This window comes from Streptomyces aureoversilis (genome assembly GCF_042657885.1).
Lineage (GTDB): Bacteria > Actinomycetota > Actinomycetes > Streptomycetales > Streptomycetaceae > Streptomyces > Streptomyces aureoversilis.
On record NZ_JBHSKJ010000006.1, the window covers coordinates 95458 to 120207 of the forward strand.

Genomic DNA, 24750 nt, shown 5'->3' on the forward strand with positions numbered 1-24750 from the left:
TACGGAATGAGGCTGGCTCAGCCGGCGAACCAGCGCACCGGCTCGGGCGCGAGGTTCTGGTAGATGTGCTTGGCCTCGCGGTATTCGGCCAGGCCCGCGGGGCCGAGCTCGCGGCCGGTACCGGACTTGCCGAAGCCGCCCCACTCCGCCTGCGGCAGGTAGGGGTGGAAGTCGTTGATCCAGACGGTGCCGTGGCGCAGCCGGCCGGCGACGCGGCGGGCGCGGCCGGCGTCCTTCGTCCACACGGCGCCGGCGAGGCCGTACTCGGTGTCGTTGGCCAGGGCCACGGCCTCGTCCTCGGTGCGGAAGACCTCGACGGTGAGGATCGGGCCGAAGGTCTCCTCGCGGACGACCTTCATCGCACGGTGGCAGTGGTCGAGGACGGTCGGCGAGAAGAAGTAACCGCCCGCGGGGCGCACCTCGTCCGGCTCCGGCTGGGCGCCGCCGCAGCGCAGCGTGGCACCCTCGGCGAGGGCGGAGGCGACGTAGGCCTCGGTCTTGTCGAGCTGCTGCGCGGAGACCAGCGGGCCGCACTCGACGCCGTCCTCGGTGCCGCGGCCGAGGCGGATCTTCGCGGCGCGGCGGGCGAGTTCGGCGACGAAGCGGTCGCGGACGGACTCCTCGACGATGAGGCGGGAGCCGGCCGAGCAGACCTGGCCGCTGTGGATGAACGCGGCGTTGAGGGCCTGGTCGACGGCGGTGTCGAAGTCCTCGTCGGTCGCGCAGGCGTCGGCGAAGACCACGTTGGGGTTCTTGCCGCCGAGTTCGAGGGCGACCTTCTTCACGGTGGGCGCCGCGGCCTGCATCACCTTGGTGCCGGAGGCGAGGCCGCCGGTGAAGGAGACGAGGTCGACGTCGGGGTGCTCGGACAGGCGGGCGCCCACGGGGTCGCCCGCGCCGGTGACGAGGTTGCCGACGCCGTCCGGGAGACCGGCCTCCACCAGCAGCTTCATCAGCAGCACGGTGGACAGCGGGGTGACCTCGCTGGGCTTGATGACGAAGGTGTTGCCCGCCGCCAGCGCGGGGGCGACCTTCCAGCTGGCCTGCAGCAGGGGGTAGTTCCAGGGGGTGATCAGCGCGCAGACGCCGACCGGCTCGTGGACGACGACGCTGTGCACGGTGTCCGAGCCCGCGTCGACGACGCGTCCGCCGCCCTCGTTCACGACGAGGTCGGCGAAGTAACGGAAGGCGTCGGTCACGCAGTCGACGTCGGTGCGGCCCTCTTCGAGGGTCTTGCCGGTGTCCCGGCTCTCGGTCAGCGCGATCTCCTCGCGGTCGCGCTGCAGGAGGTCGGCGACGCGGCGCAGCAGCGCCGCCCGCTCGGCCACGGGCGTCCGCGGCCAGACGCCCTGCCCGCCGTCGAAGGCGCGGCGGGCCGCGGCGACGGCGGCGTCCGTGTCGTCGGCGCCGCCCTCGGAGACCACAGCGAGGGTCTTGGCGTCCGCGGGGTCGAGCACCTCCCGCTGGGCGCCGGACGCGGCGGCGCGCCACACCCCGTCGACGTGGATGGTCTCGGCTGACGACATGTCTTCTCTGCCTTCCGGTTCCTGGTCTGTCCCGCTGCCGCCGGGCAGGACGCTCGGGCGGCAACGGGACGCGCCTAACCAAAAGGCGAAAAGCTATGCCTCTTTCTTTACAAAGAGTGACACGGGTCACTGAGTGTCGCTGCCGCCACCGCTGCCCGCGCAGTACCCGGAAGGACAGAACGACCCCAGCAGCACCCGGTAGATCTCCTTGTGCCCGGACCACTCGTCGGCCGGCCCCGCGACCAGCAGCGCGTACTGCCGCCGGTCGGGTCCGGTGAACGCCCGGTCGACGATGCGGCGCACCGTGCCGTCGGGCCTGACGTAGGTGTACTCCAGCTCCGCCGCGTCGGGCGAGGGGCCGCCCACCGTGGTCAGCCCCAGCTTGCGGTACCCCTTGTTTTCGGACACCGCCCGCTCGGTCTCCTCCAGGGCCGCGTAGGGCGTCGGCTCGGGCCCCGCCAGGGTGAACACCTGGATCAGGCTGCGGCCGTCCGCCCGCTTGAAGAAGACGCTGGCCCCTTCCGTGGTGCGCTCCCAGCCCTGCGGGACGTCCGCGCGGAAGCCGGACGCGTCCTCCGTGCGGCGGAAGCCGGCCGGGGCGTCCTCGCCGGAGCCCTGACCGGACCCCGGTCCGGTTCCGGAGAAGGCGCTGGGCGGGGCACTCGGAGTGCCCGGGCCGTAGCCACCCGTGCCGTAACCCGTGGCACCGGCGGTGAAACCGCCCGTGAACCCCCCGGTGGTCCCGCTGGTCGTCCCTCCTGTCGTCCCCATGCCGCCCGTGGTGCCCATGCTCCCCGTGGTGCCGGAGATGCTGCCGTACGACGGGCCCGGGCTCGGCAGGACGCTCGCGCTCGCGCTGGGCGACGCGTCACCGGAGCCGCCCGGGCCCGGATCGCCGCCGTCGTCCCGCGTCAGGGCCCAGGCCCCGACGCCCAGACCCCCCATGAGGACCACCCCGGCCAGCGCACCGGCCAGGATCGCCGCGTGCGAGGGCCCCTCGGGCAGGCCGTCCGGCGGCTCGGGGAGCAGGTGGACCTCGGGCTCGTCGGGGTCGTGGAGGCGGTCGTGCTCGTCCGCGGCGTCCTCCGGCGCTCTGTGCGGCCGCCGTCCGGGCGGGTCGTCCTCCACCCACTGCTGGAGATCCGCGTCCCAGCGGCTCATGTGCCCCGCCCCCTCACGCCAGCAGCCGGCCGGCCGCCTCGGCGACCGTGGCCGCCGAGGCCAGACCGCCGGCGGCCGTGGTTCCGCTGCTCAGGAGGGCCCGCAGCCGCACCAGGCGGCCGCGTTGCGTGCGGCCGGTGCGGCGGGCCTCCTCCTCCAGGCCGGCGAGCTCGTCGCCGACCGCGTCGACGCCGTCGCCCTCGGCCCGTACGAGCAGGGGCAGTTGGCGGCGCAGCTCCGCGACGGCCTCCAGCAGCTCGGGCGGCACGGCCAGGACCTCCCGGGAGGCGTCGACGGCCCGGGCCTGCCGGCCCGCGGCGACCGCGCCTCCGGAGAGCTCGCCGACCGCGACGCCCCCGTGGCCGGGCACTTCCGCGGGCACGGGCACTAAGCCGGTGCCGGGATGAACGTCCCGGCCGGCGCGCTCGGCACGGGTCCCGGTCCCCTCGGTGGGGTTCGCGGCCCGTTCCGCGTGGTTCTCGGCCTGCGCGCGATCCCCGGCGGCCACCGCGCCACCCGTCATCCGGCCGATGGCGATGCCGCCTCCGCTGCCGGCACCACCGCCGGCCGCGCCGCCGCCGTCCTGCTTGCGATCCGTCATGATCCCCCGTCCTTCGTGGTGTTCTTCGCCTGGGCGCCGCTGCCCGCGGCCACGGCGCCGCCGCTCATCGAGCCGATGAAGACGCCGCCCTCGCTGACCTGCACGATCTGCTGCTCGAACTGGTCGGTTTCATAGCCCTGGGAGCGCAGTGCGTCCCGTACGCCGCTCGCGATCCGGTCCTGGACCGTCTTCACGTAGCGGCTGATGTCCATCTCCTGGAACAGCGAGACGGATTGCACCCCGGCGATCTCCCGCACCGAGCCCGCGGGGCCGTCCGGGACCGCGCGGCGCGGGTCCGCCAGCCACGTGCGGAAACCGGCGACGGCCGTGCGCACCGCCGAGACGGCGGACGCGAACCCGGCGGCGGGCGCGGTCAGCAGGGCGCGGACGCCGTCGCGCAGGATGTCGTCCTCGCCGCGGGCGGCGATCACGTCGACCGCGCGGAACTCCGGCTTCACCGGCTTGAGCACGTGCGGCACGACCTCCAGCACCAGCATGCCGCCCTGGGTGTGCACCCTGACCAGCACGGAGACGACGATCTGCTCGTCCCAGGCGCCGACGCGGACCCGCAGGAAGTAGCGGCGGGCCTCGCCGCCCTCGTCCACGGCGTCCCGCAGGTGCTGCCGGACGACGGGCGCGTCGTAGCGGACCTCGGGCCGGGACGGGCCCACGGGGAGGTAGACGAACTCCTCGATCTCCAGGTCCTTCAGCCGGTCGCGGCTGGTCGCGGCGGCGGAGTCGCGCAGCGCCTCCAGGCGCGGCCGGATCAGGTCCACGACGGCGCGGGCGGTGAACGGCGGCCGCGGACCGCCCTTGCCGCCGTCCCGGGGCTTGAGCTCCAGGACGAGCGACCAGGGCTCGTGCGGGCGGCCCATGCCGAGGAACGGGCGGGAGGGGTCGTAGATGGTCAGCCCCGCGTACTGCTCGCGGTCGATCGTCGCCGCGATACGGCGGTGGTGACGCGAGCGCGGCACCGCGCGGGGCTGGTGGGCGAAGGCCTCCCGGCCGAGCTCCAGGCGCATGACGGAGGCGACGCGCGAGCGGTGCATCCACACGGGCAGGACGAGGAGCAGCGGGAAGAGCAGGGCCGCCCAGTTGTCCGCGCCCTCGAACAGGGCGACCAGGGCGAAGATCCAGTAGGCGATCTGCAGCACCGGCGGCCCGACCGTCCGCAGGGCGCGCAGCGACGTCCGCCCCTTGACGGCTTCGCGCAGGGTCTTGTTGTCGACCGCGTAGACGGCGCTCCCGCGCCCGGCGGCCGCCTGCCCGATCCACTGCACCACGCACACCGCGGCGTAGAGGACGGCCCAGGGGATCTCCGTCTCCGGGTCGGTGCCCGCGTCGGTCGCGAACCCGACGGCGAAGAACGCGGCCCACAAGCAGGCCAGCAGCACCGCCGTGAGCACGTCCTGCGCCCGCGCCCGCAGCGCGTGGGTGAGCACCGGCACGACGTCGACGCCGAGCGACGGCGCGACCGGCCGTTCCTCGTGCTCCACCAGCTCTTCGACGACGCGCCGGCGGAAGTCGAGATCGAGGTACGCCCCCGCGCAGAGCAGGCGGGTGGCTTCGCTCCGCGAGTCGGGCCGCACGTCGGACCTGCCGGTACCGGCCGTTCTCGTGGAGCCCGACGACGTGGCCTGATCGGTTCTTGCGGATCCGGCGGATAAGGTCATTGACTCTCCGATCGTCGAACTCACCTGCGAATATGCAGGAGTTGACGGATTTTCGGAGAACTCACAATAAGCCAATCCGCTTCCCGCGGACCCCGCTTGCACTCGGATAACGGACGAAAAAACGACCCCGTACGGGCGCACGACCGCACGTCCGTACGGAAAAACGGGAGTGCCCCGGCGGCAAAAAGCCGCCGGGGCACTCCCGTCGAAGAATCCGGGGATCCGGGGATCCGGAGTCCGTGGATCAGATGAGGCCGAGGGCGCGGACCGCGTCGCGCTCCTCCGACAGCTCCTTGACCGAGGCGTCGATGCGGGCGCGGGAGAAGTCGTTGATCTCCAGGCCCTGGACGATCTCGTACTTGCCGTCCTTGCAGGTGACCGGGAAGGAGGAGATGAGGCCCTCGGGGACGCCGTAGGAGCCGTCCGACGGGATACCCATGGAGGCCCAGTCGCCCTCGGCGGTGCCGTTGACCCAGGTGTGGACGTGGTCGATGGCGGCGTTGGCGGCGGAGGCGGCCGAGGACGCGCCGCGGGCCTCGATGATGGCCGCGCCGCGCTTGGCGACGGTCGGGATGAAGGTGTCCGCGAGCCAGGCCTCGTCGTTGACCGTCTCGGCGGCGTTCTTGCCGGCGATCTCCGCGTGGAAGATGTCCGGGTACTGGGTGGCCGAGTGGTTGCCCCAGATCGTCAGGCGCTTGATGTCGGCGACGGACGAGCCGGTCTTCTGGGCCAGCTGCGTCAGGGCGCGGTTGTGGTCCAGGCGGGTCATCGCGGTGAAGCGCTCGGCCGGGACGTCCGGCGCGGCGGCCTGGGCGATGAGGGCGTTGGTGTTGGCCGGGTTGCCCACGACGAGGACCTTGATGTCGTCCGCGGCGTGGTCGTTGATGGCCTTGCCCTGCGGCTTGAAGATGCCGCCGTTGGCCTCCAGCAGGTCACCGCGCTCCATGCCCTTGGTGCGCGGGCGGGCGCCGACCAGCAGCGCGACGTTCGCACCCGCGAAGCCGACGTTCGGGTCGTCGGTGATGTCGATGCCGCGGAGCAGCGGGAAGGCGCAGTCGTCGAGCTCCATGGCGGTGCCCTCGGCGGCCTTCAGGCCCTGCGGGATCTCCAGCAGGCGCAGCTTGACCGGCACGTCGGCGCCGAGGAGCTGACCGGAGGCGATGCGGAAGAGCAGCGCGTAGCCGATCTGGCCGGCTGCACCGGTGACGGTGACATTGACGGGAGTGCGGGTCATGGCGATCTCCTGCTGCGAACTGGGGTTGGGTGTCCCTGCCCATGAGTGAGGATCTCTCTCGGTATCAAGAGATCCGGCGTCAGGCTATCCGACCCGGCCCGCTCCGGACCCCCGCCCCCGTGTGGGACGCCTCACCGTGCCGCGCCCGGTGCCCCGGCCGTCCGGCGCTCACCCGGCCGGGGCGGAGGCGGCGCGCGCCACCGTGCACCCCTTGGGCCCCGAGGTCAGCGCCGCGCAGGCCGTGGCCTTCCCCGGCCCGGACACCGCGACCATCGGGGTGTAGCCGTCGGCGTCGCGCACCACCTTGCCGGACTCCGAACGGGCGGGCACGCCGCCGTCCGCGGCCGCGTCTATCCGGACGGCGTCGCCCGGGGCCGCCTGCGTTATCCGCGCCCACGCCGCGCCGCACACCTGGCTGTAGCGGACCTCGACGTAGGAGGTGCCGACGGTCGCGGATCCGGCGGTCGTCGCCCGGCCGCCGCCGCAGCCCATGGCCTCGGGGTCTTTGCCGCTGCACTCGGCGCCCGCGCACTTGACGCCGGCGGGCAGGACGACGGAGGGCGAGGCGAGCGGCGGCGCGCTGCCCGGGCCCCCGCCCGTGCCGTCGCCGACGCCCAGCAGCAGGACGACCGCCGCGACGACGAGGAGGGCGCCCACCACGCCCGTGACGAAGAGGGCCGCGCGGCGGCGGGGCGCCGGGCCGTCGGCCGGGATGGCGTTCGCGCGGTAGTCGGGCGGCCGGGGCGAGTCCGGGACGGGCGGGCGCGGGGCCGGCCTGGAGGAGCCGGGGGCCGCGGCGGGACCCGCGGCTGCGGCAGGGCCCGTTGACGGGTTCTCCTCCGCGGCTGCCGCCCGGCGCGCCGCCTCGTGGCAGAGCGGCTCCGAGATCACCGCACCCGGCCGGCTGCCGGCCCGTACGGACTGCGGGGCGGACTGCGGGGCCTGCGAGGAGGCTTCCGGGGCGGCCTGCGGCGGGCCGAACTCCCCCAGCGCGGCCCGCGCCCGGGCGATCCGGGCCGACTCCACGGTGGAGTCGTGCCGCAGCTCGCTGCGGCTCCACGCCCGCTCGGCGAGCTCCCACATGGTGCTCAGGTGGACCACGTCGGTCCCGGTCGCCTCGGCCAGCGCCTCGGCGGCCCCCAGTGGCGGCAGCAGCCGCCCGCCGAGATAGCGCTCCCACGACGTCTTGCTGTAACCCGTGCGGTCCGCGACGGCGCCGACGCTCAGCCCGCTGCGCTCCACGAGTCTGCGCAGTTGTTCGGTGAATTCGCGCACTTCCGGGTCGAGTTCCTCCGGTAGCGCCCTCCAACGAGGCATTGCACTCCCCTGTCCCCCGATGTCTGCGGTGCTCTTCCCGTGCCGTGACCCATTTCCGTGCCCGTACGTGCCGTGCGTGCCGCGGCGCCCCTTCCGCAGCCTCGGTGCTGGCTACCCAGGGGGATGCCGCAATCCAGCATGGCAGTTCCCACAGGCGGGGCGCATCGTGGCATTTGGGTTAATCAGGAGTCCCGCCACGCGCCCTTGTCACATCTGCTGCACAACTGATACGCGACGGCGAACTCGTCGCAGAACCGTCACCCCACGGCCACAGCAGGCTTGAAGATCTTGAAGCCCGAACTCACGATCATGAAACTCGTCTGCGGGGCGGTGGCCGGTCCCCCCACGGGGGTGGAGGACCGGCCACCGCGGCCGCTCACGCGACTGCCGGCACGCCGTTCACACGGCTGCCGGCACGAGCTTCCCGCGCAGGTTCGCCTCGACGGCCGCGAGGAACTCCTCGGTGGTCAGCCAGGGGGCCTCGGGGCCGATCAGCAGCGCCAGGTCCTTGGTCATCCGCCCGCCCTCGACGGTCTCGACGCACACCCGCTCCAGCGTCTCCGCGAACCCGACGACCTCGGGCGTGCCGTCCAGCCTGCCCCGGTGGGCCAGGGCCCGGGTCCAGGCGAAGACCGAGGCGATCGGGTTGGTCGAGGTCGCCTTGCCCTGCTGGTGGCGGCGGTAGTGGCGGGTGACGGTGCCGTGCGCGGCCTCGGCCTCCAGCGTGCGGCCGTCGGGCGTCATGAGGACCGAGGTCATCAGGCCGAGCGAGCCGAAGCCCTGGGCGACGGTGTCGGACTGGACGTCGCCGTCGTAGTTCTTGCAGGCCCAGACGTAGCCGCCGGAGGACTTCAGCGCGGTCGCCACCATGTCGTCGATGAGGCGGTGCTCGTACGTCAGCCCGGCCCGGTCGAAGTCCGGCTTGAACTCGGTGTCGAAGACCTCCTGGAAGAGGTCCTTGAACCGGCCGTCGTACTTCTTCAGGATCGTGTTCTTGGTGGACAGGTAGACCGGGTAGCCGCGGTCCAGGCCGTAGCGGAACGAGGCGCGGGCGAAGTCGCGGATCGACGCGTCCAGGTTGTACATGGCGAGGGCGACGCCGGGGCCCGGGAAGTCGCAGACCTCCAGCTCCAGCTGCTCGGAGCCGTCCTTCGGGGTGTAGGTCAGGGCCAGGGTGCCCGCGCCGGGGATCTTCAGCTCGGTCGCGCGGTACTGGTCGCCGAAGGCGTGACGGCCGATGACGATGGGCTTCGTCCAGCCGGGGACGTGCTTCGGCACGTTCGCCATGATGATCGGCTCGCGGAAGATCACCCCGCCGAGGATGTTGCGGATGGTGCCGTTGGGCGAGGGGTACATCGCCTTGAGGCCGAACTCCTCGACCCGCGCCTCGTCCGGCGTGATCGTCGCGCACTTCACGCCGGCGCCGTACTGCTGAATGGCGTGCGCGGCGTCGGCGGTCACCTGGTCGCCGGTGGCGTCGCGGTTCTCGATGCCCAGGTCGAAGTACTTCAGCTCGAGGTCGAGGTGGGGCAGGATCAGCCGGTCCTTGATGAACCGCCAGATGATCCGGGTCATCTCGTCGCCGTCGAGCTCGACGACCGGGCCGACTACCTTGATCTTGGCCATGACGGGGAACGTCCCTCTCGCGGGCAGCACCGGCCCCTTCCCGCCCCGTGGGGCAGGAAAGGGATCACCTCGCCATCAAACTACTCGAAATCGGGCAAAGCCGGTCGAGCCTGGGCCGTGGAGTCGGATCTGGAATGTTCCATACCATTCCGGATCGTTCCAGACCGCTCTAGACCGTGAAGTGGAGGATGTCCTCCAGGAACGGCACCTTCAGCCACGGGTGCGGCTGCGCCATCAGGGACAGCAGCAGGATCGCCCCACCCAGCCCGCCGTACGTGATCATGTCCGTGAAGCGCGAGCGCACGGCCAGCATGCCCACGGACGGCAGGGCCCAGCGCAGCACCGCGCCGCCGGCCATCGCCAGCCCGATCAGCAGCGTCCCGACCCGGAACGCGTCGAAGGCGACGATCAGCAGCCCGAGCCCCGTCACGCCCATGACCGCCAGCAGCGGCCACTGGCGCGCCGGCGCCGGGGCGTCCCCCGGGGCGGCGCGCCCGCCGCCCTCGGGGCGGGCGGTGTCCCGCGTGAGCTGGAAGCGGCGGCCCTTGCCCGCGCCCGGCTCCTTGCCCGGTCCCTTGCCCGGCTCCTTGCCAGGCTCCCTGCCCGGCTCCTCCTCAGCCCGCATTGCCGCTTCCGGCGGCGCGCTCGGCGGCCTCCACCACGTTCACCAGCAGCAGGGCCCGGGTCATCGGGCCGACGCCGCCGGGGTTCGGCGAGACCCAGCCGGCGACCTTGGCGACCGCCGGGTCGACATCGCCCATGATCTTGCCCTCGCCGTCGCGGCTGACGCCGACGTCCAGCACGGCCGCGCCGGGCTTGACGTCCTCCGGCTTGATCAGGTGGCCCACGCCCGCCGCGGCGACGATGATGTCGGCCTCGCGCAGGTGCGCCGACAGGTCACGGGTGCCGGTGTGGCAGAGGGTGACCGTGGAGTTCTCGGTCCTGCGGGTCAGCAGCAGGCCGATCGAACGGCCCACGGTGATGCCGCGGCCCACGACCACCACGTGCTTGCCGTTGAGCTCGACGTCGTGGCGGCGCAGCAGCTCGATGATGCCGTTGGGGGTGCAGGGCAGCGGGCCGGTCTCGTTCAGCACCAGGCGGCCGAGGCTCATCGGGTGCAGGCCGTCGGCGTCCTTGGCCGGGTCCATCAGCTCCAGGACGCGGTTGGTGTCGATGCCCTTGGGGAGGGGGAGTTGAACGATGTAACCGGTGCAGTCGGGGTTGTCGTTGAGCTCGCGGACGACCGCCTCGATCTCCTCCTGGGTGGCCGTGGCGGGGAGTTCGCGCTGGATGGAGGCGATGCCGACCTCGGCGCAGTCGCGGTGCTTGCCGGCGACGTACCACTTGCTGCCGGGGTCGTCGCCGACGAGGACGGTGCCGAGACCGGGCTGCACGCCCTTGGCCTTCAGCGCCTCCACGCGCACGGTGAGTTCGGACTTGATCGCTGCTGCGGTGGCCTTGCCATCGAGAATCTGGGCGGTCATGACCCCATCCTCGCGGATGGGGCGGTCATGGTTCCAATCAGGGCGGCCCGCCGAAGGTGACGAATTCGCTTCGGTTATTCCCTGCAGCCCCCGCGGCCCCTCGGATACGGGTATCAGCTGGACAAAAGTCAGAGGCCCGATAACGATGATCCGCGTGCCGCGGGTGCAAATCGGGGGCGAGCCGCTGACACAACTCTCCTCCGAATGCCCGCGCCGTCCCCGCACGACACCGACGGAGGAAATCCCCAGCATGAGCTTCGGCGATCAGAACAACCCGTACGGTGCGCCCCAGCAGGCGCCCGGTTACGGATATCCGCAGCAGCCCCAGGGCGGCCAGCCGGGCCAGCCGTACGCCGCGTACCCGCAGGCGCAGGGGGGTTACGCCGGTATGCCGCAGGGCCCGCAGGTGATGCCGGGCATCACCAAGGCGGCCCGCGTCATGCTGTACGCGATCGCCGCGGTGCACGTGATCGTGGCGGGCCTGTGCGCCGCCGCGATCGCGGCGATCGGTGACGCGAAGAAGACCCACGGCGGTGGCACGGTCACCACCGCGCAGGGCGACACCGTGGACGCCGACACGGTCTTCGACGCCGGAAAGGGCGTGTTCGCGTTCCTCGCCGCGCTGGCCGTGATCTTTGCGATCCTCGGCATCATTCTCGCGGTGCGCTACGCCAAGGGCGGCAATGGCGTCCGTGTCGGCTCGATCGTCTATGCGGCGTTCGGCATCATCAGCGGCCTGGTGTGCATCATCTTCTACGGCGTCGGCCTCATCGGCCTGATCCTGTCGATCCTGGTGATCGTCTTCGCGGCCAAGCAGGCCTCGCAGGACTGGTTCCGCCGCCCGCGCTTCTGAGCGCACGCACGTGACGGACGCGGAGGCCCGTACACCCGATCGCATCGGGGTACGGGCCTCCGCCCGTTCCGCGGCCCGGTGGAGGAAACGGCCTAGTGGAAGAAGTGGCGCGTGCCCGTGAAGTACATCGTCACGCCCGCCGCCTTCGCGGCCTCCACGACCTGCTCGTCACGGACCGAACCGCCCGGCTGCACCACGGCCTTGACGCCCGCGGCCGTCAGCACCTCCAGCCCGTCCGGGAAGGGGAAGAAGGCGTCGGAGGCGGCGTACGAGCCGCGCGCCCGCTCCTCGCCCGCCCGCTGCACCGCCAGCTTCGCGGAGTCGACGCGGTTGACCTGGCCCATGCCGACGCCGACGGTCGCGCCGTCCTTGGCCAGCAGGATCGCGTTGGACTTGACCGCGCGGCAGGCGCGCCAGGCGAAGGCCAGGCCGGCCAGCTCCTCGGCGGAGAGCGCCTCGCCCGTGGCGAGCGTCCAGTTGGCCGGGTCGTCGCCCGCGGCCTGCAGCCGGTCCTTGACCTGGACCAGGACGCCGCCCTCGACGGGGCGGGTCTCGCCGTGCGCCGCAGGGGCGTCGGCGCAGCGCAGCACGCGGATGTTCTTCTTGCGGGCGAGCACCTCGACGGCGCCGTCCTCGTAGGCCGGGGCGACGATGACCTCGGTGAAGATCTCGGCGACCTGCTCGGCCATGGCGACCGACACGGGGCTGTTGACGGCGATCACGCCGCCGAACGCGGACAGCGGGTCGCACTCGTGGGCCTTGCGGTGGGCCTCGGCGACGTCCGAACCGACGGCGATGCCGCACGGGTTGGCGTGCTTGATGATCGCCACGCAGGGGTCGGTGTGGTCGTACGCCGCCCGGCGGGCCGCCTCGGTGTCGACGTAGTTGTTGTAGGACATCTCCTTGCCGTGCAGCTGCTCGGCGTAGGCGAGGCCCTTGCCCGTGCCGTCCGTGTAGAGGGCGGCGGGCTGGTGCGGGTTCTCGCCGTAGCGCAGGACCTGCTTGCGCTCGTAGGAGGCGCCGATGAAGTCCGGCCACTCGCCCTCGCCGGCGCCGTAGCCCTCGGCGAACCAGTTGGCGACGGCCACGTCGTAGGCGGCGGTGTGCTGGAACGCCTCGGCGGCCAGGCGCTTGCGCTGCGCGAGGTCGAAGCCGCCGTCGGCGACGGCCTTGAGGACGTCCTGGTAGCGGCCGGGGTTGACCACGACGGCCACCGAGGGGTGGTTCTTGGCGGCGGCGCGGACCATCGAGGGGCCGCCGATGTCGATCTGCTCCACGCACTCGTCGGGCGAGGCGCCGGAGGCGACGGTCTCCCGGAACGGGTAGAGGTTGACGACCACCAGCTCGAACGGCTCGACGCCCAGCTCGGCCAGCTGCTCGCGGTGGGAGTCCAGACGCCGGTCGGCCAGGATGCCGGCGTGCACGCGCGGGTGGAGCGTCTTGACGCGGCCGTCCAGGCACTCGGGGAAACCGGTGAGCTCCTCGACCCGGGTGACCGGGACGCCGGCGGCGGCGATCCGGCCGGCCGTCGAGCCGGTCGAGACGAGCTCGACACCCGCCTCGTGCAGACCGCGCGCGAGCTCCTCCAGCCCGGCCTTGTCGTAGACGCTGACCAGCGCGCGGCGGATGGGCCGCTTCATACCTTCGGCGGTCACAGGAATTTCACCTTTCGTCCCTCTATGCGGTAGCCGTTGCGGGCCAGGCGCCCCACGACCTCGACGAGCAGCTCGCGCTCGACTTCCTTGATCCGCTCGTGCAGCGCGGATTCGTCGTCCTCGTCCCGGACCCCGACCACGCCCTGGGCGATGATCGGACCGGTGTCGACGCCGTCGTCGACGAAGTGCACGGTGCACCCGGTCACCTTGACGCCGTACGCGAGCGCGTCGCGCGCGCCGTGGGCGCCGGGGAAGCTGGGCAGCAGGGCGGGGTGCGTATTGATCACGCGGCCCCCGAAGCGGGCCAGGAACTCCTTGCCCACGATCTTCATGAAACCGGCCGAGACCACCAGGTCCGGCTCGTGGGCCGCGGTGGCCTCCGTCAGCGCCCGGTCCCAGGCGTCGCGCGTCGGGTGGTCCTTGACGCGGCAGACGAACGTGGGGATCCCGGCGCGCTCGGCCCGCTCCAGGCCGGCGATGCCGTCCCGGTCGGCGCCCACGGCCACGATCCGGGCGCCGTAGCCCTCCGGGTCGGCGGCGATCGCGTCGAGCAGGGCCTGCAGATTGGTGCCGGAGCCGGAGACCAGGACGACGAGGCGGGCGGGGGGCGCGGGAGGCGGGGAGGCCACGGTGGGGCCCTTTCTCACGGGCGAGCAGTGTGATGGCCGTACGGTTTGTATGGTCGTACGAGACGAGGGCGTCGCCGAATACGGGGGACTCTACGAACCCGCCGACCGCCAGCAACGATACCGGCACACCGAACGGCCCCCGCGGGACGGGGGCGCGCGCGGAAGGTAGCGTCTGGAAGCAGCGCACGGAAAAGCGCGGGCCACGTGCACGGAATCCGGGCGCGACGCCGTACGTTCGGAGTGCGGTAGGCACGGACGCCGGGGATGTGCCGTACGTCCCGGGCGTTCGGGCACACATCCTGGACGGCGCACATCCTGGGCGTGCCGGACGACGACACAAGGGGAAGACACACTCCACATGCCGGACCGACGCCGTCACGCGGCTCACCGCCTCGCGCTGCCCACCGACACCCCCGGCGGCGGTGCGATGAGGAACGCCCGCATGTCGCACGACCGCCCCACGCCCCCTTCCCCCGACGAGCAGCGGGACAACCCCTTCGCGCCGCCGCCGGAGGGACAGCCCGACCGGCCCTGGCAGCCGCGGCAGCCCCCGCAGGGGCCGCACGGCCGCGGGGACGGCCGGGACGGCGGCCAGGGGGACGGCTCGCAGGACGGGAACGACTCCGGCGACGGGCGGCAGCAGCCCCCCGCCTGGGGCAGCCAGTGGAGCAGCCGGCAGCCCGGCCGTCACGACGGCGGCTTCGGCGGCGGCCCGGGCGGCCCCGCGGGCGGCCCCGGCGGCCCGGGCGGGGGCGGCGGCCTGCGCTGGGACCCCACGGACCCCGCCCAGCGGCGCGCCCGCTACGCCCTGCTCGCGGGCATGTGGGGCTTCTTCTTCGCCCTGTTCAGCATCCCCTACGTCGCCCTGCTGCTCGGCGCCCTCTCCCTCTACTGGGGCGTCAGCGCCCTGCGCGCCAAGTCCCGCCCGCAGCGACAGGACCCGGACACCCCGGCGGCCCCCGCCCCGGCACCCGGCGCCTTCCGGCCGCAGACGACCGCGGCGGTCAGCGGCCTGGTGACGGGCGGACTGGCGCTGGCCATCGTGGCGGCGACGTTCATCTTCCAGATCGTCTACAGCGACTACTACACGTGCGTGGACGACGCCCTGACGCAGAGCTCGCAGCAGGCGTGCGAGAAGCACCTCCCGAAGGAGCTGCGGCCGCTGCTGGGGACGCGGGACTGAGCCGGACGGATCCTGGCTGAGGACCGGGGTCCGGGGCCGAGGAGTGGGGCCACGCGGCCGAGGACCGGAGTCCGGGGCCGAGGACCGGGGCCACGGGGCAGCGCCCCGTGGCGTCAGCCCCGGTCCTGGGGCGCCGCGTCGTGCGGCTCGAACGCCGGCATCAGCCCGCCCCCGGAATCCCGCAGCGCGGCCCACCGCACCTGCCGCGCCCCCGTGTCGTGCCAGGCCGCCGCATCGAACGCCGGCACCCGGGGCACCCCTCTCCCCCGCCGCCTGTTCCCCTTCGTCCTCCGGCGCCCGAACCACCCGCGCCGCGCGGCCCGCTCCTCGGCTCCGGACGGCCCGGACGTCCCAGACGACACGGCCGGCGCGGCGAGCCCGACCGGAGCGGAGCCCGCCGGAGCGCCCCGTACGGGCAGCGCCTCCACCGCCGTGGCCCCCGGCTCGGCCGACCACGCGGGCCCCGTCGCCCCGGGCCGGGCGAAGGAGAGCGTCGCCGTGTCGGCGCGCACCCCGCTCCCCGCCGCGCGGCCCGTACCCGCCCCGAAGCCCAGCCAGGCGCCCACCGCGCGGGCGGCCCGGCCGCCGGTCCACCAGCGGGCGCCCGCCCGGCGCGTCTTGCGGGGCCGGTCCGCCCGCGTCGGCGCGACCCGGCGGTGGGTGCCTGCGGACAGCCGTGGGGACGGTTTCCCGGCCAGAGCGACGGCCCCCGCGCCGCGGGCCGGGGCGACGGCGGCCGCCCAGGCCTCCGCCGACGGCCCACCGGCGACGGCCACGGCCACGGCACCGGCACCGGCACCGGCACCGGCACCGGCACCCAGGGCGATGCGCCGCCGCAGCCAGCGCAACACGATCGCCCCGGGGATGCTCACGGCGGTCGTCCAGGCGAGTGCGGCAGCGCCCACCAGCTGCCATGAGGGCCCGAAGGTGGCGAGGACGGACGCGCCCAGGGTGCCGCCCGCCGCAGAGGTCAGCAGGGTGACGACGAGCGCGCAGAACACGGAGCCGAGGGCGGCGACGGCCACGGTCTCTCCGAGCCCCGACCGGGCCAGGTCCGCGCTGCGGCGCGGCACGGCGGCGTAGGCGACGGTGGCCCCGGCCGCGAGGCTCACCGCCGCCGAGGCCGCCAGGGGCAGCGGCTCGGCGGGTCCCGGGGTGGGCAGGATCGCGAAGAGCGGGAAGGCCGGCAGCAGCGGGTACGCGGTGATGCCGAGGGGCGCGACGACGCCGGCCGTGCCCACGGCGAAGCCCGGCCCGAGCCCGTAGGCCGCGGCCCAGACGACGGCGTTGGGCAGCAGGGCGAGGCACAGCAGCAGCACCGCGACGCGGCCCGACCAGGCCGCGGTGATCTGCAGGAGGGACTCGCGGACGGCGCCCGCGTGGACGGCGAGGGAGGCCGCGAGGAGGACGGCGGCCCCGCTGAGCAGGATGACGGTGCCGGCGGCCCCGGCGCGCAGGGCCGCGGCCGACCGGGCCCGGGAGAACCCGCGCCGCAACCGCGCGGGGACCGCGGCGAGCGCCCGGCGCAGGACCGGCGGCGGCGTGCCGTGCGGGCGGCCCGCGGCGGCCCACAACCCCGCCGCGACGGAGACCCCCGCGACGGCCGGCACGTGGAGCAGGGCGCTCAGCGGCTCGGCCCGCACCGGGCCCGAGGCCGCGTAGAGGACGGCTCCGACGGCGACGATCAGATAGCCGCCGAGGAGGGCCGCGGCGGCCTTGGCCGGGGCGGGACGGGGCGCGGCCTCCGCCGGGACCGGGGCCGGGGGCGGAGCCGCCGCGAGGAGCTCCTCGGGCGTGAGCTCCTCGAAGGGGACGGCTTCCGGATAGGGGAAGTCGTCGTGGTCGCCGGGCGGCTCGACCGCCGGTTCCAGGGCGTGCCGCGCGGCCCGGTAGAGCAGCCAGCAGGGCAGCACGGTCAGCAGCATCGGCGTGAGGCCGATCGGGGCGGGCGCCCCGGTGAGGGTGTCCGTGCGGACGAGGTCCGCGCCGTGGGCGAGCAGCCACAGGCCGGCGGCGGAGCGCAGGGCCTCGCCCGCGCCGCCGTCCGGGTACGGCGAGGTGATCCACAGCAGCAGGACGACCACGGCCAGCGCCCCGAGACCCAGTCCCGCGGCGATCGCCCCGCCGACGAACACCGTGCCCGCGGGGGGCGGCGCGCTCGCGGCGGACCGGCCGGACGCGGGCGGCGGCGGGCTGTGCTCGGCATCGTGGGTCACATGGTCATGCTGCCAAGAACACGCCTTTCGTTCGGGTAGCGGGTAAATGACCGTCGTGTCGCTTTTGATACACGGATAAACCTATTTGACGCGCAATTACCCTTACGTGAGCCCCGGAACGGGCGCGGGCCCGCACCCCCGTCGAGGGGTGCGGGCCCGCGCACGGGAACCGTCAGGCTCAGGCGCCCAGCGCGGCGCGCGCGAGGCGGGCCGTCTCGGACGGGGTCTTGCCGACCTTCACACCGGCGGCCTCGAGGGCCTCCTTCTTCGCCTGGGCGGTGCCGGACGAACCGGAGACGATGGCGCCGGCGTGGCCCATGGTCTTGCCCTCGGGCGCGGTGAAGCCCGCCACGTAGCCGACGACCGGCTTGGTGACGTTGGCCTTGATGAAGTCCGCGGCACGCTCCTCGGCGTCGCCGCCGATCTCGCCGATCATCACGATCAGCTCGGTCTCCGGGTCGGCCTCGAACGCGGCGAGCGCGTCGATGTGCGTGGTGCCGATGACCGGGTCGCCACCGATGCCGACGGCGGAGGAGAAGCCGATGTCACGGAGCTCGTACATCATCTGGTAGGTCAGCGTGCCGGACTTGGACACGAGACCGATGCGGCCGGGCTTGGTGATGTCGCCCGGGATGATGCCGGCGTTGGACTGGCCCGGGGTGATGAGACCGGGGCAGTTCGGGCCGATGATGCGGGTCTTGTTGCCCTTCGAGCCCGCGTACGCCCAGAAGGCGGCGGAGTCGTGGACGGCGATGCCCTCGGTGATCACGACGGCCAGCGGGATCTCGGCGTCGATCGCCTCGACGACGGCGGCCTTGGCGAACGCCGGCGGCACGAAGACGACGGTGACGTCGGCACCGGTCTTCTCCATCGCCTCGGCGACCGAGCCGAAGACAGGGACGGCCGTGCCGTCGAAGTCGACCTCGGTACCGGCCTTGCGCGGGTTCACGCCACCCACGATGTTGGTGCCGTCGGCCAGCATGAGCTTGGTGTGCTTCATGCCCGTGGCGCCGGTCATCCCCTGGACGATGACCTTGCTGTCCTTGGTGAGGAAGATAGCCATGGTTGTGGAGTCCTCGTCCCTTACTTAGCCGCAGCCAGCTCGGCGGCCTTGTCGGCCGCGCCGTCCATGGTGTCCACGCGCTGCACGAGCGGGTGGTTGGCGTCGGACAGGATCTTGCGACCCAGCTCCGCGTTGTTGCCGTCGAGGCGCACGACCAGCGGCTTGGAGACGTCCTCGCCCTTGCTCTTGAGGAGCTCCAGGGCCTGGACGATGCCCTTGGCGACCTCGTCGCACGCGGTGATGCCACCGAAGACGTTGACGAAGACGGACTTGACGTCCGGGTCGCCGAGGATGATCTCGAGACCGTTGGCCATGACCTCGGCCGAGGCGCCGCCACCGATGTCGAGGAAGTTGGCGGGCTTGACGCCGCCGTGGTTCTCACCGGCGTAGGCGACGACGTCGAGGGTGCTCATGACGAGACCCGCGCCGTTGCCGATGATGCCGACCTGGCCGTCGAGCTTGACGTAGTTCAGGCCCTTGGCCTTGGCGGCCGCCTCGAGGGGGTTGGCCGCGGCCTTGTCCTCGAGCGCCTCGTGCTCCGGCTGGCGGAACTCGGCGTTGGCGTCCAGGGACACCTTGCCGTCGAGGGCGATGACGTCGCCGCTCGCGACCTTGGCCAGCGGGTTGACCTCGACGAGGAGCGCGTCCTCGGCGACGAAGGTCTTCCACAGGGTCACCATGACCTCGGCGACCTTCTCGGCGACCTCGGCCGGGAACTTCGCCTGGGCGACGATCTCGCGGGCCTTCTCGATGGTGACGCCCTCGTTGGCGTCGACCGGGACCTTCGCGAGCTTCTCGGGGGTCGTGGCGGCGACCTCCTCGATGTCCATGCCGCCGGCGACGGACGCCATGGCGAGGAAGGTGCGGTTGGTCCGGTCGAGGAGGTACGAGACGTAGTACTCCTCGAGGATCTCCGGAGCGGTCTCGGCGATCATGACCTTGTGGACCGTGTGGCCCTTGATGTCCATGCCGAGGATGTCCGTCGCGCGGGCGACGGCCTCGTCCGGGGTGGCGGCGAGCTTCACGCCGCCGGCCTTGCCACGGCCACCGACCTTGACCTGGGCCTTGACGACCGACTTGCCGCCCAGCCGCTCGGTCGCCTCGCGGGCCGCCTCAGGCGTGTCAATGACTTCACCGGCCAGCACCGGTACACCGTGCTTGGCGAAGAGGTCCCTCGCCTGGTACTCGAACAGGTCCACGCGCGTCCGTCCCTTTTCCATGGATATCGCGGTTCGTTGTCTGCGCGGGCGTGCCGCTGGGCGGCGTGAGAGCGCGATCTCCGCGGGGGTCCGGGGGTTGCGCCCCGGGATAGCACGGGCGAGGGCGGCACACGTTCACCGTTGACGCGGCATGTCCGTCTCGCAGGTTATCCCCGCTGGCGGGGAGGCCCTAAATCAGAGGTCACACTACGGCCGTGATTACGCTCACAGATCGCGACGGAATCCGTACGCGTCCGGCCCGCGGGACGGGCCCGGCGGCCCGTCAGGCGGCCGGGACGGGCACGGGCAGCGGGCGCTTCTCCAGGGCGGCGGCCATCACCTCCGGGAAGAGGTCCGGGGTGCAGGCGAAGGCCGGTGCGCCGAGGGCGGCCAGGGCCGCGGCGTGCTCGCGGTCGTAGGCCGGGGCCCCCTCGTCGGAGAGCGCGAGCAGCGTCACGAACTGCACGCCGGAGGCCTTCATGGCCGCCACCCGTTTGAGCATTCCCTCGCGGATCCCGCCCTCGTAGAGATCACTGATGAGGACCACGACGGTTTCCGCCGGGCGGGTGATCCGTGACTGGCAGTAGGCGAGCGCGCGGTTGATGTCGGTGCCGCCGCCGAGCTGGGTGCCGAAGAGCACGTCGACCGGGTCGGTCAGCTGGTCGGTGAGGTCGACGACGGACGTGTCGAAGACGACGAGACGGGTGTCGAGGGTGCGCATCGAGGCCAGGACGGCGCCGAAGACGGAGGCGTGGACGACGGACGCCGCCATGGAGCCGGACTGGTCGATGCAGAGGATGACGTCCTTCTTCACCGCCCGTGCCGCCCGGCCGTAGCCGACCAGCCGCTCGGGGACGACCGTGCGGTACTCGGGCAGGTAGTTCTTGAGGTTCGCCCGGATGGTGCGGTCCCAGTCGATGTCGCGGTGGCGGGGGCGGTTGATGCGGGCGGAGCGGTCGAGGGCGCCGGTGAGGGTCGCGCGCGTGCGGCCGGCCAGGCGCCGCTCCAGGTCCTCGACGACCTTGCGGACCACGGCGCGGGCGGTCTCCTTCGTCGTCTCGGGCATCGCCTTGTGGAGGGAGAGCAGCGTGCCGACGAGGTGGACGTCGGCCTCGACCGCCTCGAGCATCTCCGGCTCCAGGAGCAGCGAGGAGAGGCCGAGCCGGTCGACGGCGTCGCGCTGCATCACCTGAACGACGGACGCCGGGAAGTACGTGCGGATGTCCCCCAGCCAGCGGGCGACGCGCGGCGCGGAGCCGCCGAGACCGGCCTCGCGGGAGCCGCCGCCCTGGGAACCCGGGCCGCCGGAGCCGCCGTAGAGCGCTTCGAGGGTGCGGTCCATGGCGGCGTCGCTGCCGGAGAGCGCGCGGCCGGTGCCGTCCGCGGAACCGTCGCCGCCGAGGACCAGGCGCCAGCGGCGCAGGCGCTCGTCGGCCGGATCGGCGGCGGTCGTGCCGGTGCCCGTACGGGTGGTCGTGTCCGTGGTCATCGTCGTGCTCCCCCTGTGTGTGCCGTGCCTGCCATGCCCAGGAGCAGGCGCATCGTCGGCAACACCGCCGCCGCCCGCTCCTCGTCGAGACGCGCCGCGGTCCCGTGCCCCGCCCGGCCGCCCCGTGCCGCTCCCGCTCCTCCCGGCCCGCCCCTGCGGATCTGCTCGCCCAGTGCGCGGCGCGTTCCCGGATCGAACGCGGAGAAGGTGCGGCGCAGCAGCGGCAGGACGCCGGTGAAGGAGTCCGCGGGCACGGCGGTGAGCCAGTCGTCGACGAGGGCGAGCAGGCGCTCGTCGTGGACGAGGAGCGTGCCGCCGGCCCCGCCGCTGCCGAGGAAGCCTTCGATCCAAGCGGCGGCCACGGCCGGCTCCGCACCGGCGGAGAGGGCGAGTCCCATGAGCCGGGCGGCGTGCCCCTCGGGCAGCAGCCCGTCGTCGAGCAGCAGTCGTACGGCCCGCCCGCGGATCCCGCCGGGCAGCCCCTCCCGCTCGGCGAGCACGCGGAGCACGGCTGCCCAGCGGTTGCGGAGGGCGGGTTCGGGTCCACCCCGGGAAGGTGCGGCCGTTCCGGCCTCCGGGGCGCCTCCGGCCTCCGCGCCGGGCCCCGGCTCCGAGGCCAGCAGCCCCACCGCCCGGTGGACTTCGTCGACCAGGCCCCGCATGGTCGCCGCGGCGTCCGCGTCCAGGCCGGCGCACGCGGCGGGCAGGCCTACGAACACGCGCTCGGCCAGGCCCTCGGCCACTTCGGCGAGCGCAGCGGTGCCCGTGCGGCGAACGTCGCCGTAGCGCACGGAGCGGACGAGGGCCGGCAGGGCCTCGGCCAGGTGGGCGACGTCCGCGTCGAGGGCGGCGCGGTCGGCCAGGACGCGCATCACGGCCGGGAGGGCGTCGGGGAGATCCGCCAGCAGGCAGTGCTCGGCGAGGGCCGTGACGTCGGCGAGGGCGGCGGAGCCGACGACCCGGGCCTCGGCCTTCGCGGTGGCCGCCGCGAGCACGGTGGTGCCCCAGGCCGAGGCCTCGGCGACCCGTACGGCCAGCTCGGGCTCCCAGATCAGCCGCCAGGTCTCGCGGAAGGTGCCGGTCCCCGCGCGGGAGCGGACCGGCTCGCCCCAGCCGACGCCGAGGAGCCGCAGGCGGTGCAGCAGACGGCTGCGCGCGGCGTCGGTGTCCTTGCGCAGGTCGAACTCCACCTCGCGGGCGTCCGCTTCGGGCTTGAGGCGCAGGCTGCGCTGGAGGCGGGAGAGGTCGCGCTGCAGGGGCGTGGCGGGGGCCGACTCCGGCACCTCGCCGAGGACGTCCCCGACGACGAGGCGGTCCCGTACGAGGGCGAGAGGCACGTCGGAGCCGTCGCACATCACGGCCCGGACGGCGTCGGTGGTCTCGGTGAGCCCGGCGAGCGGGCGGCCGCGCAGGGCGGCGAGCGAGCGGGCGAGGCGGACGGCCTCGATGACGTGGGCGGAGGAGACGGGGAAGTCCTCGTCCCGCAGCAGCCGGGCGGCCTTCGTCATCCAGCGTTCGAGCGGGCGGTCCGCGGCGTGGAAGAGGTGGCCGTACCAGCCGGGCGAGTCGATGCCGGCGCCGTAGCCGCTGTGACGGGAGAGGCGCCGGTGGGTCCAGGGGACCCAGCCGATCGCGGCCTTGACCTTCGGCAGGCCCTTGAGGGCCTGGCGGTCGGCGGTGACGGTCCGCCGCTCGGCGAGGGCCGGCACGTGCCAGGCGCCGCAGACGACGGCGATCCCGTCGCCGAACTCCCGCCGGGCGTCGCGGATCCTGAGCCGCATGTGCGCTTCCCGGACGAGGTCCCGTGCGGCGCCGGACCCGTCGCCGTCGGCATCGCCGTCGTCGGCGTCGCCGTTGCCGTCGCCGAACGCGGGCCGCAGTTCGGCCATGGCTTCGGCGAGCGCGGCGAAGGGGGCGAGGGCGTCGTCGCCGTCCCGGCCGCGGCGGTGCTCGACGGTGTCCTCCCACCACACTTCGGGGTCGTCGTAGCCCGCGGCGGCGGCGAGCGCGGCGAGGGGGTCGAGACAGGGGGCGGCGTGCGGAGCGGGGGGCTTCTCCTCCACGGGCCCGCCGGGCGCGGGGTGCGCTTCGGCGGCAGCGGCACGACCGGTTCGCGCGGCACGGTTGCTTCGCGCGGCACGGCTGCTTCGTTCGCCGCCGCCGGGAGCAGGGGCGCCGGGCTGCGGGCCCTCGGGTCCGGCGGTCGGCTGCGCGGTCGCGTCCGCCGGCTCCGGCGCGGGCCGGGGCCCGTTCTCCTCGCCCGGCGCGAGCGAATGCGCCGCCGGCAGATCGATGAACCGTACGGGCACCCCGCGCGCCAGGGCCCAGCGGATCGCCACCCACTCCGGGGAGAACTCGGCGAGCGGCCAGAACGCGGCGCGGCCCGGGTCGTCCACCGCGTGGGCCAGCAGCGCGACGGGCGGCCGCATGCCCTCGTCGGCCGCGAGGGAGACGATCGCGTCGGCCTCGGGCGGCCCCTCGATGAGGACGGCCGCGGGCCGGCACTGCTCCAGGGCCGCCCGTACGGCCCGCGCGGAGCCGGGGCCGTGGTGGCGGATGCCCAGCAGGGCGGGTCCGGTGCCGCTCACGCCGAGACCTCCCGGCAGGCGCGGTAGAAGTCCTTCCAGCCGTCGCGCTCGCGGACGACCGTCTCCAGGTACTCCTGCCAGACGAGGCGGTCGGCGGCCGGGTCGCGGACGACCGCGCCGAGGATGCCGGCGGCCACGTCGCCCGCGCGCAGCACGCCGTCGCCGAAGTGGGCGGCGAGGGCGAGGCCGCCGGTGACGACGGAGATCGCCTCGGCCGTGGAGAGCGTGCCCGAGGGCGACTTGACCTTGGTGCGGCCGTCGGTGGTGACGCCGTCGCGCAGCTCGCGGAAGACCGTGACGACGCGCCGGATCTCGTCGGTGCCGTCGGGCACGGACGGCAGGTCGAGGGAGCGGCCGATCTGGTCGACGCGGCGGGAGACGATGTCGACCTCGTCCTCGGGCGTGGCGGGCAGGGGCAGGGCGACGGTGTTGAAGCGGCGGCGCAGCGCGCTGGAGAGGTCGTTGACGCCGCGGTCGCGGTCGTTGGCGGTGGCGATCAGGTTGAAGCCGCGGACGGCCTGCACCTCCTCGCCCAGCTCGGGGATGGGCAGGGTCTTCTCGGAGAGGATGGTGATCAGGGTGTCCTGGACGTCGGCGGGGATGCGGGTGAGCTCCTCGACGCGTGCGGTCATGCCCTGGGCCATGGCCCGCATGACGGGGCCGGGCACGAGCGCCTCGCGGCTGGGCCCGTGGGCGAGGAGCCGGGCGTAGTCCCACCCGTAGCGGATGGCCTCCTCCGGGGTACCGGCCGTGCCCTGGACGAGCAGCGTGGAGTCGCCGCTGACGGCGGCGGCCAGGTGCTCGGAGACCCAGGTCTTGGCGGTGCCGGGGACGCCGAGCAGGAGCAGGGCGCGGTCGGTGGCGAGCGTGGTGACGGCCACCTCGACGACGCGGCGCGGGCCCACGTACTTGGGCGTGATCACGGTGCCGTCGGGCAGGGTGCCGCCGAGCAGGTAGGTGGCGACGGCCCACGGCGAGAGCTTCCAGCGCTCGGGGCGGGGCCGGTCGTCGGCGGCGGCGAGGGCCTTGAGCTCCTCGGCGAAGGCGTGCTCCGCGTGCGGGCGCAGGGCCTGGGATGCGGTTTCGGCTTCGGTCGCGGCTTCGGATGCGGCTTCGGTTCCGGGCACGGTCACAAGTCCCCCTAGGAGTGCGGATCCGGGATGTGCGAACCACCCTGCACCAGCCCACTGACAATGGGCCGGAAGGCGCCGAAACCGCAGGTCAGGGCGATTGTCAGTGGGTGGTCCTAGCGT

General features: G+C 73.7%; 19 protein-coding genes. 2 read left to right on the forward strand and 17 right to left on the reverse strand.

Features of this window, described 5'->3' with window-relative positions:
- Nucleotides 1–17 precede the first annotated feature (17 nt).
- The 9 genes from ACFPP6_RS12470 to ACFPP6_RS12510 all read right to left on the reverse strand — a co-directional run bounded on the left by ACFPP6_RS12470 (nt 18) and on the right by ACFPP6_RS12510 (nt 10622).
- Nucleotides 18–1526, reverse strand: coding sequence for an aldehyde dehydrogenase family protein (locus ACFPP6_RS12470; protein WP_382040362.1), 1509 nt, complete (start codon nt 1524–1526; stop codon nt 18–20).
- 126 nt (nt 1527–1652) lie between these two features.
- A complete protein-coding gene (locus tag ACFPP6_RS12475; protein WP_382040365.1) occupies nt 1653–2687 on the reverse strand; it encodes a hypothetical protein in 1035 nt (344 codons plus the stop codon).
- 13 nt (nt 2688–2700) lie between these two features.
- On the reverse strand, nt 2701–3288 hold the full coding sequence (locus ACFPP6_RS12480) for a hypothetical protein (protein ID WP_382040368.1): 588 nt from the start codon (nt 3286–3288) through the stop codon (nt 2701–2703).
- Nucleotides 3285–4877 (reverse strand): hypothetical protein, encoded by a 1593-nt coding sequence (locus ACFPP6_RS12485; RefSeq protein ID WP_382040370.1) that lies wholly within the window; start codon nt 4875–4877, stop codon nt 3285–3287. The genes ACFPP6_RS12480 and ACFPP6_RS12485 overlap by 4 nt, the downstream gene beginning before the upstream one ends.
- A 328-nt stretch (nt 4878–5205) precedes the next feature.
- Nucleotides 5206–6195, reverse strand: coding sequence for a malate dehydrogenase (locus ACFPP6_RS12490; protein WP_382040373.1), 990 nt, complete (start codon nt 6193–6195; stop codon nt 5206–5208).
- A 168-nt stretch (nt 6196–6363) separates the two neighbouring features.
- Nucleotides 6364–7512, reverse strand: a complete 1149-nt coding sequence (locus ACFPP6_RS12495) for an XRE family transcriptional regulator (protein ID WP_382040376.1) — start codon at nt 7510–7512, stop codon at nt 6364–6366.
- Between the two features lie 399 nt (nt 7513–7911).
- On the reverse strand, nt 7912–9138 hold the full coding sequence (locus tag ACFPP6_RS12500; RefSeq protein WP_382040378.1) for an NADP-dependent isocitrate dehydrogenase: 1227 nt from the start codon (nt 9136–9138) through the stop codon (nt 7912–7914).
- 169 nt (nt 9139–9307) lie between these two features.
- A complete protein-coding gene (locus ACFPP6_RS12505) occupies nt 9308–9763 on the reverse strand; it encodes a DUF3017 domain-containing protein (protein ID WP_382040381.1) in 456 nt (151 codons plus the stop codon).
- Nucleotides 9753–10622: a bifunctional methylenetetrahydrofolate dehydrogenase/methenyltetrahydrofolate cyclohydrolase gene (locus ACFPP6_RS12510; protein ID WP_336013509.1), complete on the reverse strand. Its 870-nt coding sequence runs from the start codon at nt 10620–10622 to the stop codon at nt 9753–9755. Before ACFPP6_RS12510 ends, ACFPP6_RS12505 begins: the two co-directional genes overlap by 11 nt.
- Before the next feature lie 145 nt (nt 10623–10767).
- On the opposite strand from ACFPP6_RS12510, the gene ACFPP6_RS12515 reads away from it, so the two are divergent.
- Nucleotides 10768–11475: a hypothetical protein gene (locus ACFPP6_RS12515; RefSeq protein WP_382040384.1), complete on the forward strand. Its 708-nt coding sequence runs from the start codon at nt 10768–10770 to the stop codon at nt 11473–11475.
- Nucleotides 11476–11567: 92 nt separating this feature from the next.
- On the opposite strand, the gene purH is transcribed toward ACFPP6_RS12515, so the two are convergent.
- Together purH and purN are read right to left on the reverse strand one after the other, a co-directional pair.
- Nucleotides 11568–13115: a bifunctional phosphoribosylaminoimidazolecarboxamide formyltransferase/IMP cyclohydrolase gene (gene purH, locus ACFPP6_RS12520; protein ID WP_382041004.1), complete on the reverse strand. Its 1548-nt coding sequence runs from the start codon at nt 13113–13115 to the stop codon at nt 11568–11570.
- 11 nt (nt 13116–13126) lie between these two features.
- Nucleotides 13127–13759 carry a phosphoribosylglycinamide formyltransferase gene (gene purN, locus ACFPP6_RS12525; protein ID WP_058045884.1) on the reverse strand — a complete coding sequence of 211 codons (633 nt, stop codon included), beginning with the start codon at nt 13757–13759 and terminating at the stop codon, nt 13127–13129.
- Nucleotides 13760–14117: 358 nt separating this feature from the next.
- On the opposite strand from purN, the gene ACFPP6_RS12530 reads away from it, so the two are divergent.
- Nucleotides 14118–14942, forward strand: a complete 825-nt coding sequence (locus ACFPP6_RS12530; protein WP_382040387.1) for a hypothetical protein — start codon at nt 14118–14120, stop codon at nt 14940–14942.
- A 113-nt stretch (nt 14943–15055) separates the two neighbouring features.
- Here the strand turns inward: ACFPP6_RS12530 and ACFPP6_RS12535 are convergent, their stop codons facing one another.
- The 6 genes from ACFPP6_RS12535 to ACFPP6_RS12560 all read right to left on the reverse strand — a co-directional run bounded on the left by ACFPP6_RS12535 (nt 15056) and on the right by ACFPP6_RS12560 (nt 24630).
- Entirely contained in the window at nt 15056–17158 is a 2103-nt protein-coding gene (locus ACFPP6_RS12535; protein ID WP_382040390.1) for a cell division protein PerM, read from the reverse strand.
- Nucleotides 17159–17336: 178 nt separating this feature from the next.
- A complete protein-coding gene (gene sucD, locus ACFPP6_RS12540; RefSeq protein WP_179082271.1) occupies nt 17337–18221 on the reverse strand; it encodes a succinate--CoA ligase subunit alpha in 885 nt (294 codons plus the stop codon).
- Between the two features lie 20 nt (nt 18222–18241).
- On the reverse strand, nt 18242–19420 hold the full coding sequence (gene sucC, locus ACFPP6_RS12545) for an ADP-forming succinate--CoA ligase subunit beta (RefSeq protein ID WP_106682083.1): 1179 nt from the start codon (nt 19418–19420) through the stop codon (nt 18242–18244).
- A 283-nt stretch (nt 19421–19703) separates the two neighbouring features.
- Entirely contained in the window at nt 19704–20909 is a 1206-nt protein-coding gene (locus ACFPP6_RS12550) for a VWA domain-containing protein (RefSeq protein WP_382040394.1), read from the reverse strand.
- Nucleotides 20906–23497, reverse strand: coding sequence for a DUF5682 family protein (locus ACFPP6_RS12555; RefSeq protein ID WP_382040397.1), 2592 nt, complete (start codon nt 23495–23497; stop codon nt 20906–20908). The genes ACFPP6_RS12550 and ACFPP6_RS12555 overlap by 4 nt, the downstream gene beginning before the upstream one ends.
- A complete protein-coding gene (locus tag ACFPP6_RS12560; RefSeq protein ID WP_382040400.1) occupies nt 23494–24630 on the reverse strand; it encodes an ATP-binding protein in 1137 nt (378 codons plus the stop codon). The genes ACFPP6_RS12555 and ACFPP6_RS12560 overlap by 4 nt, the downstream gene beginning before the upstream one ends.
- Nucleotides 24631–24750 lie beyond the last annotated feature (120 nt).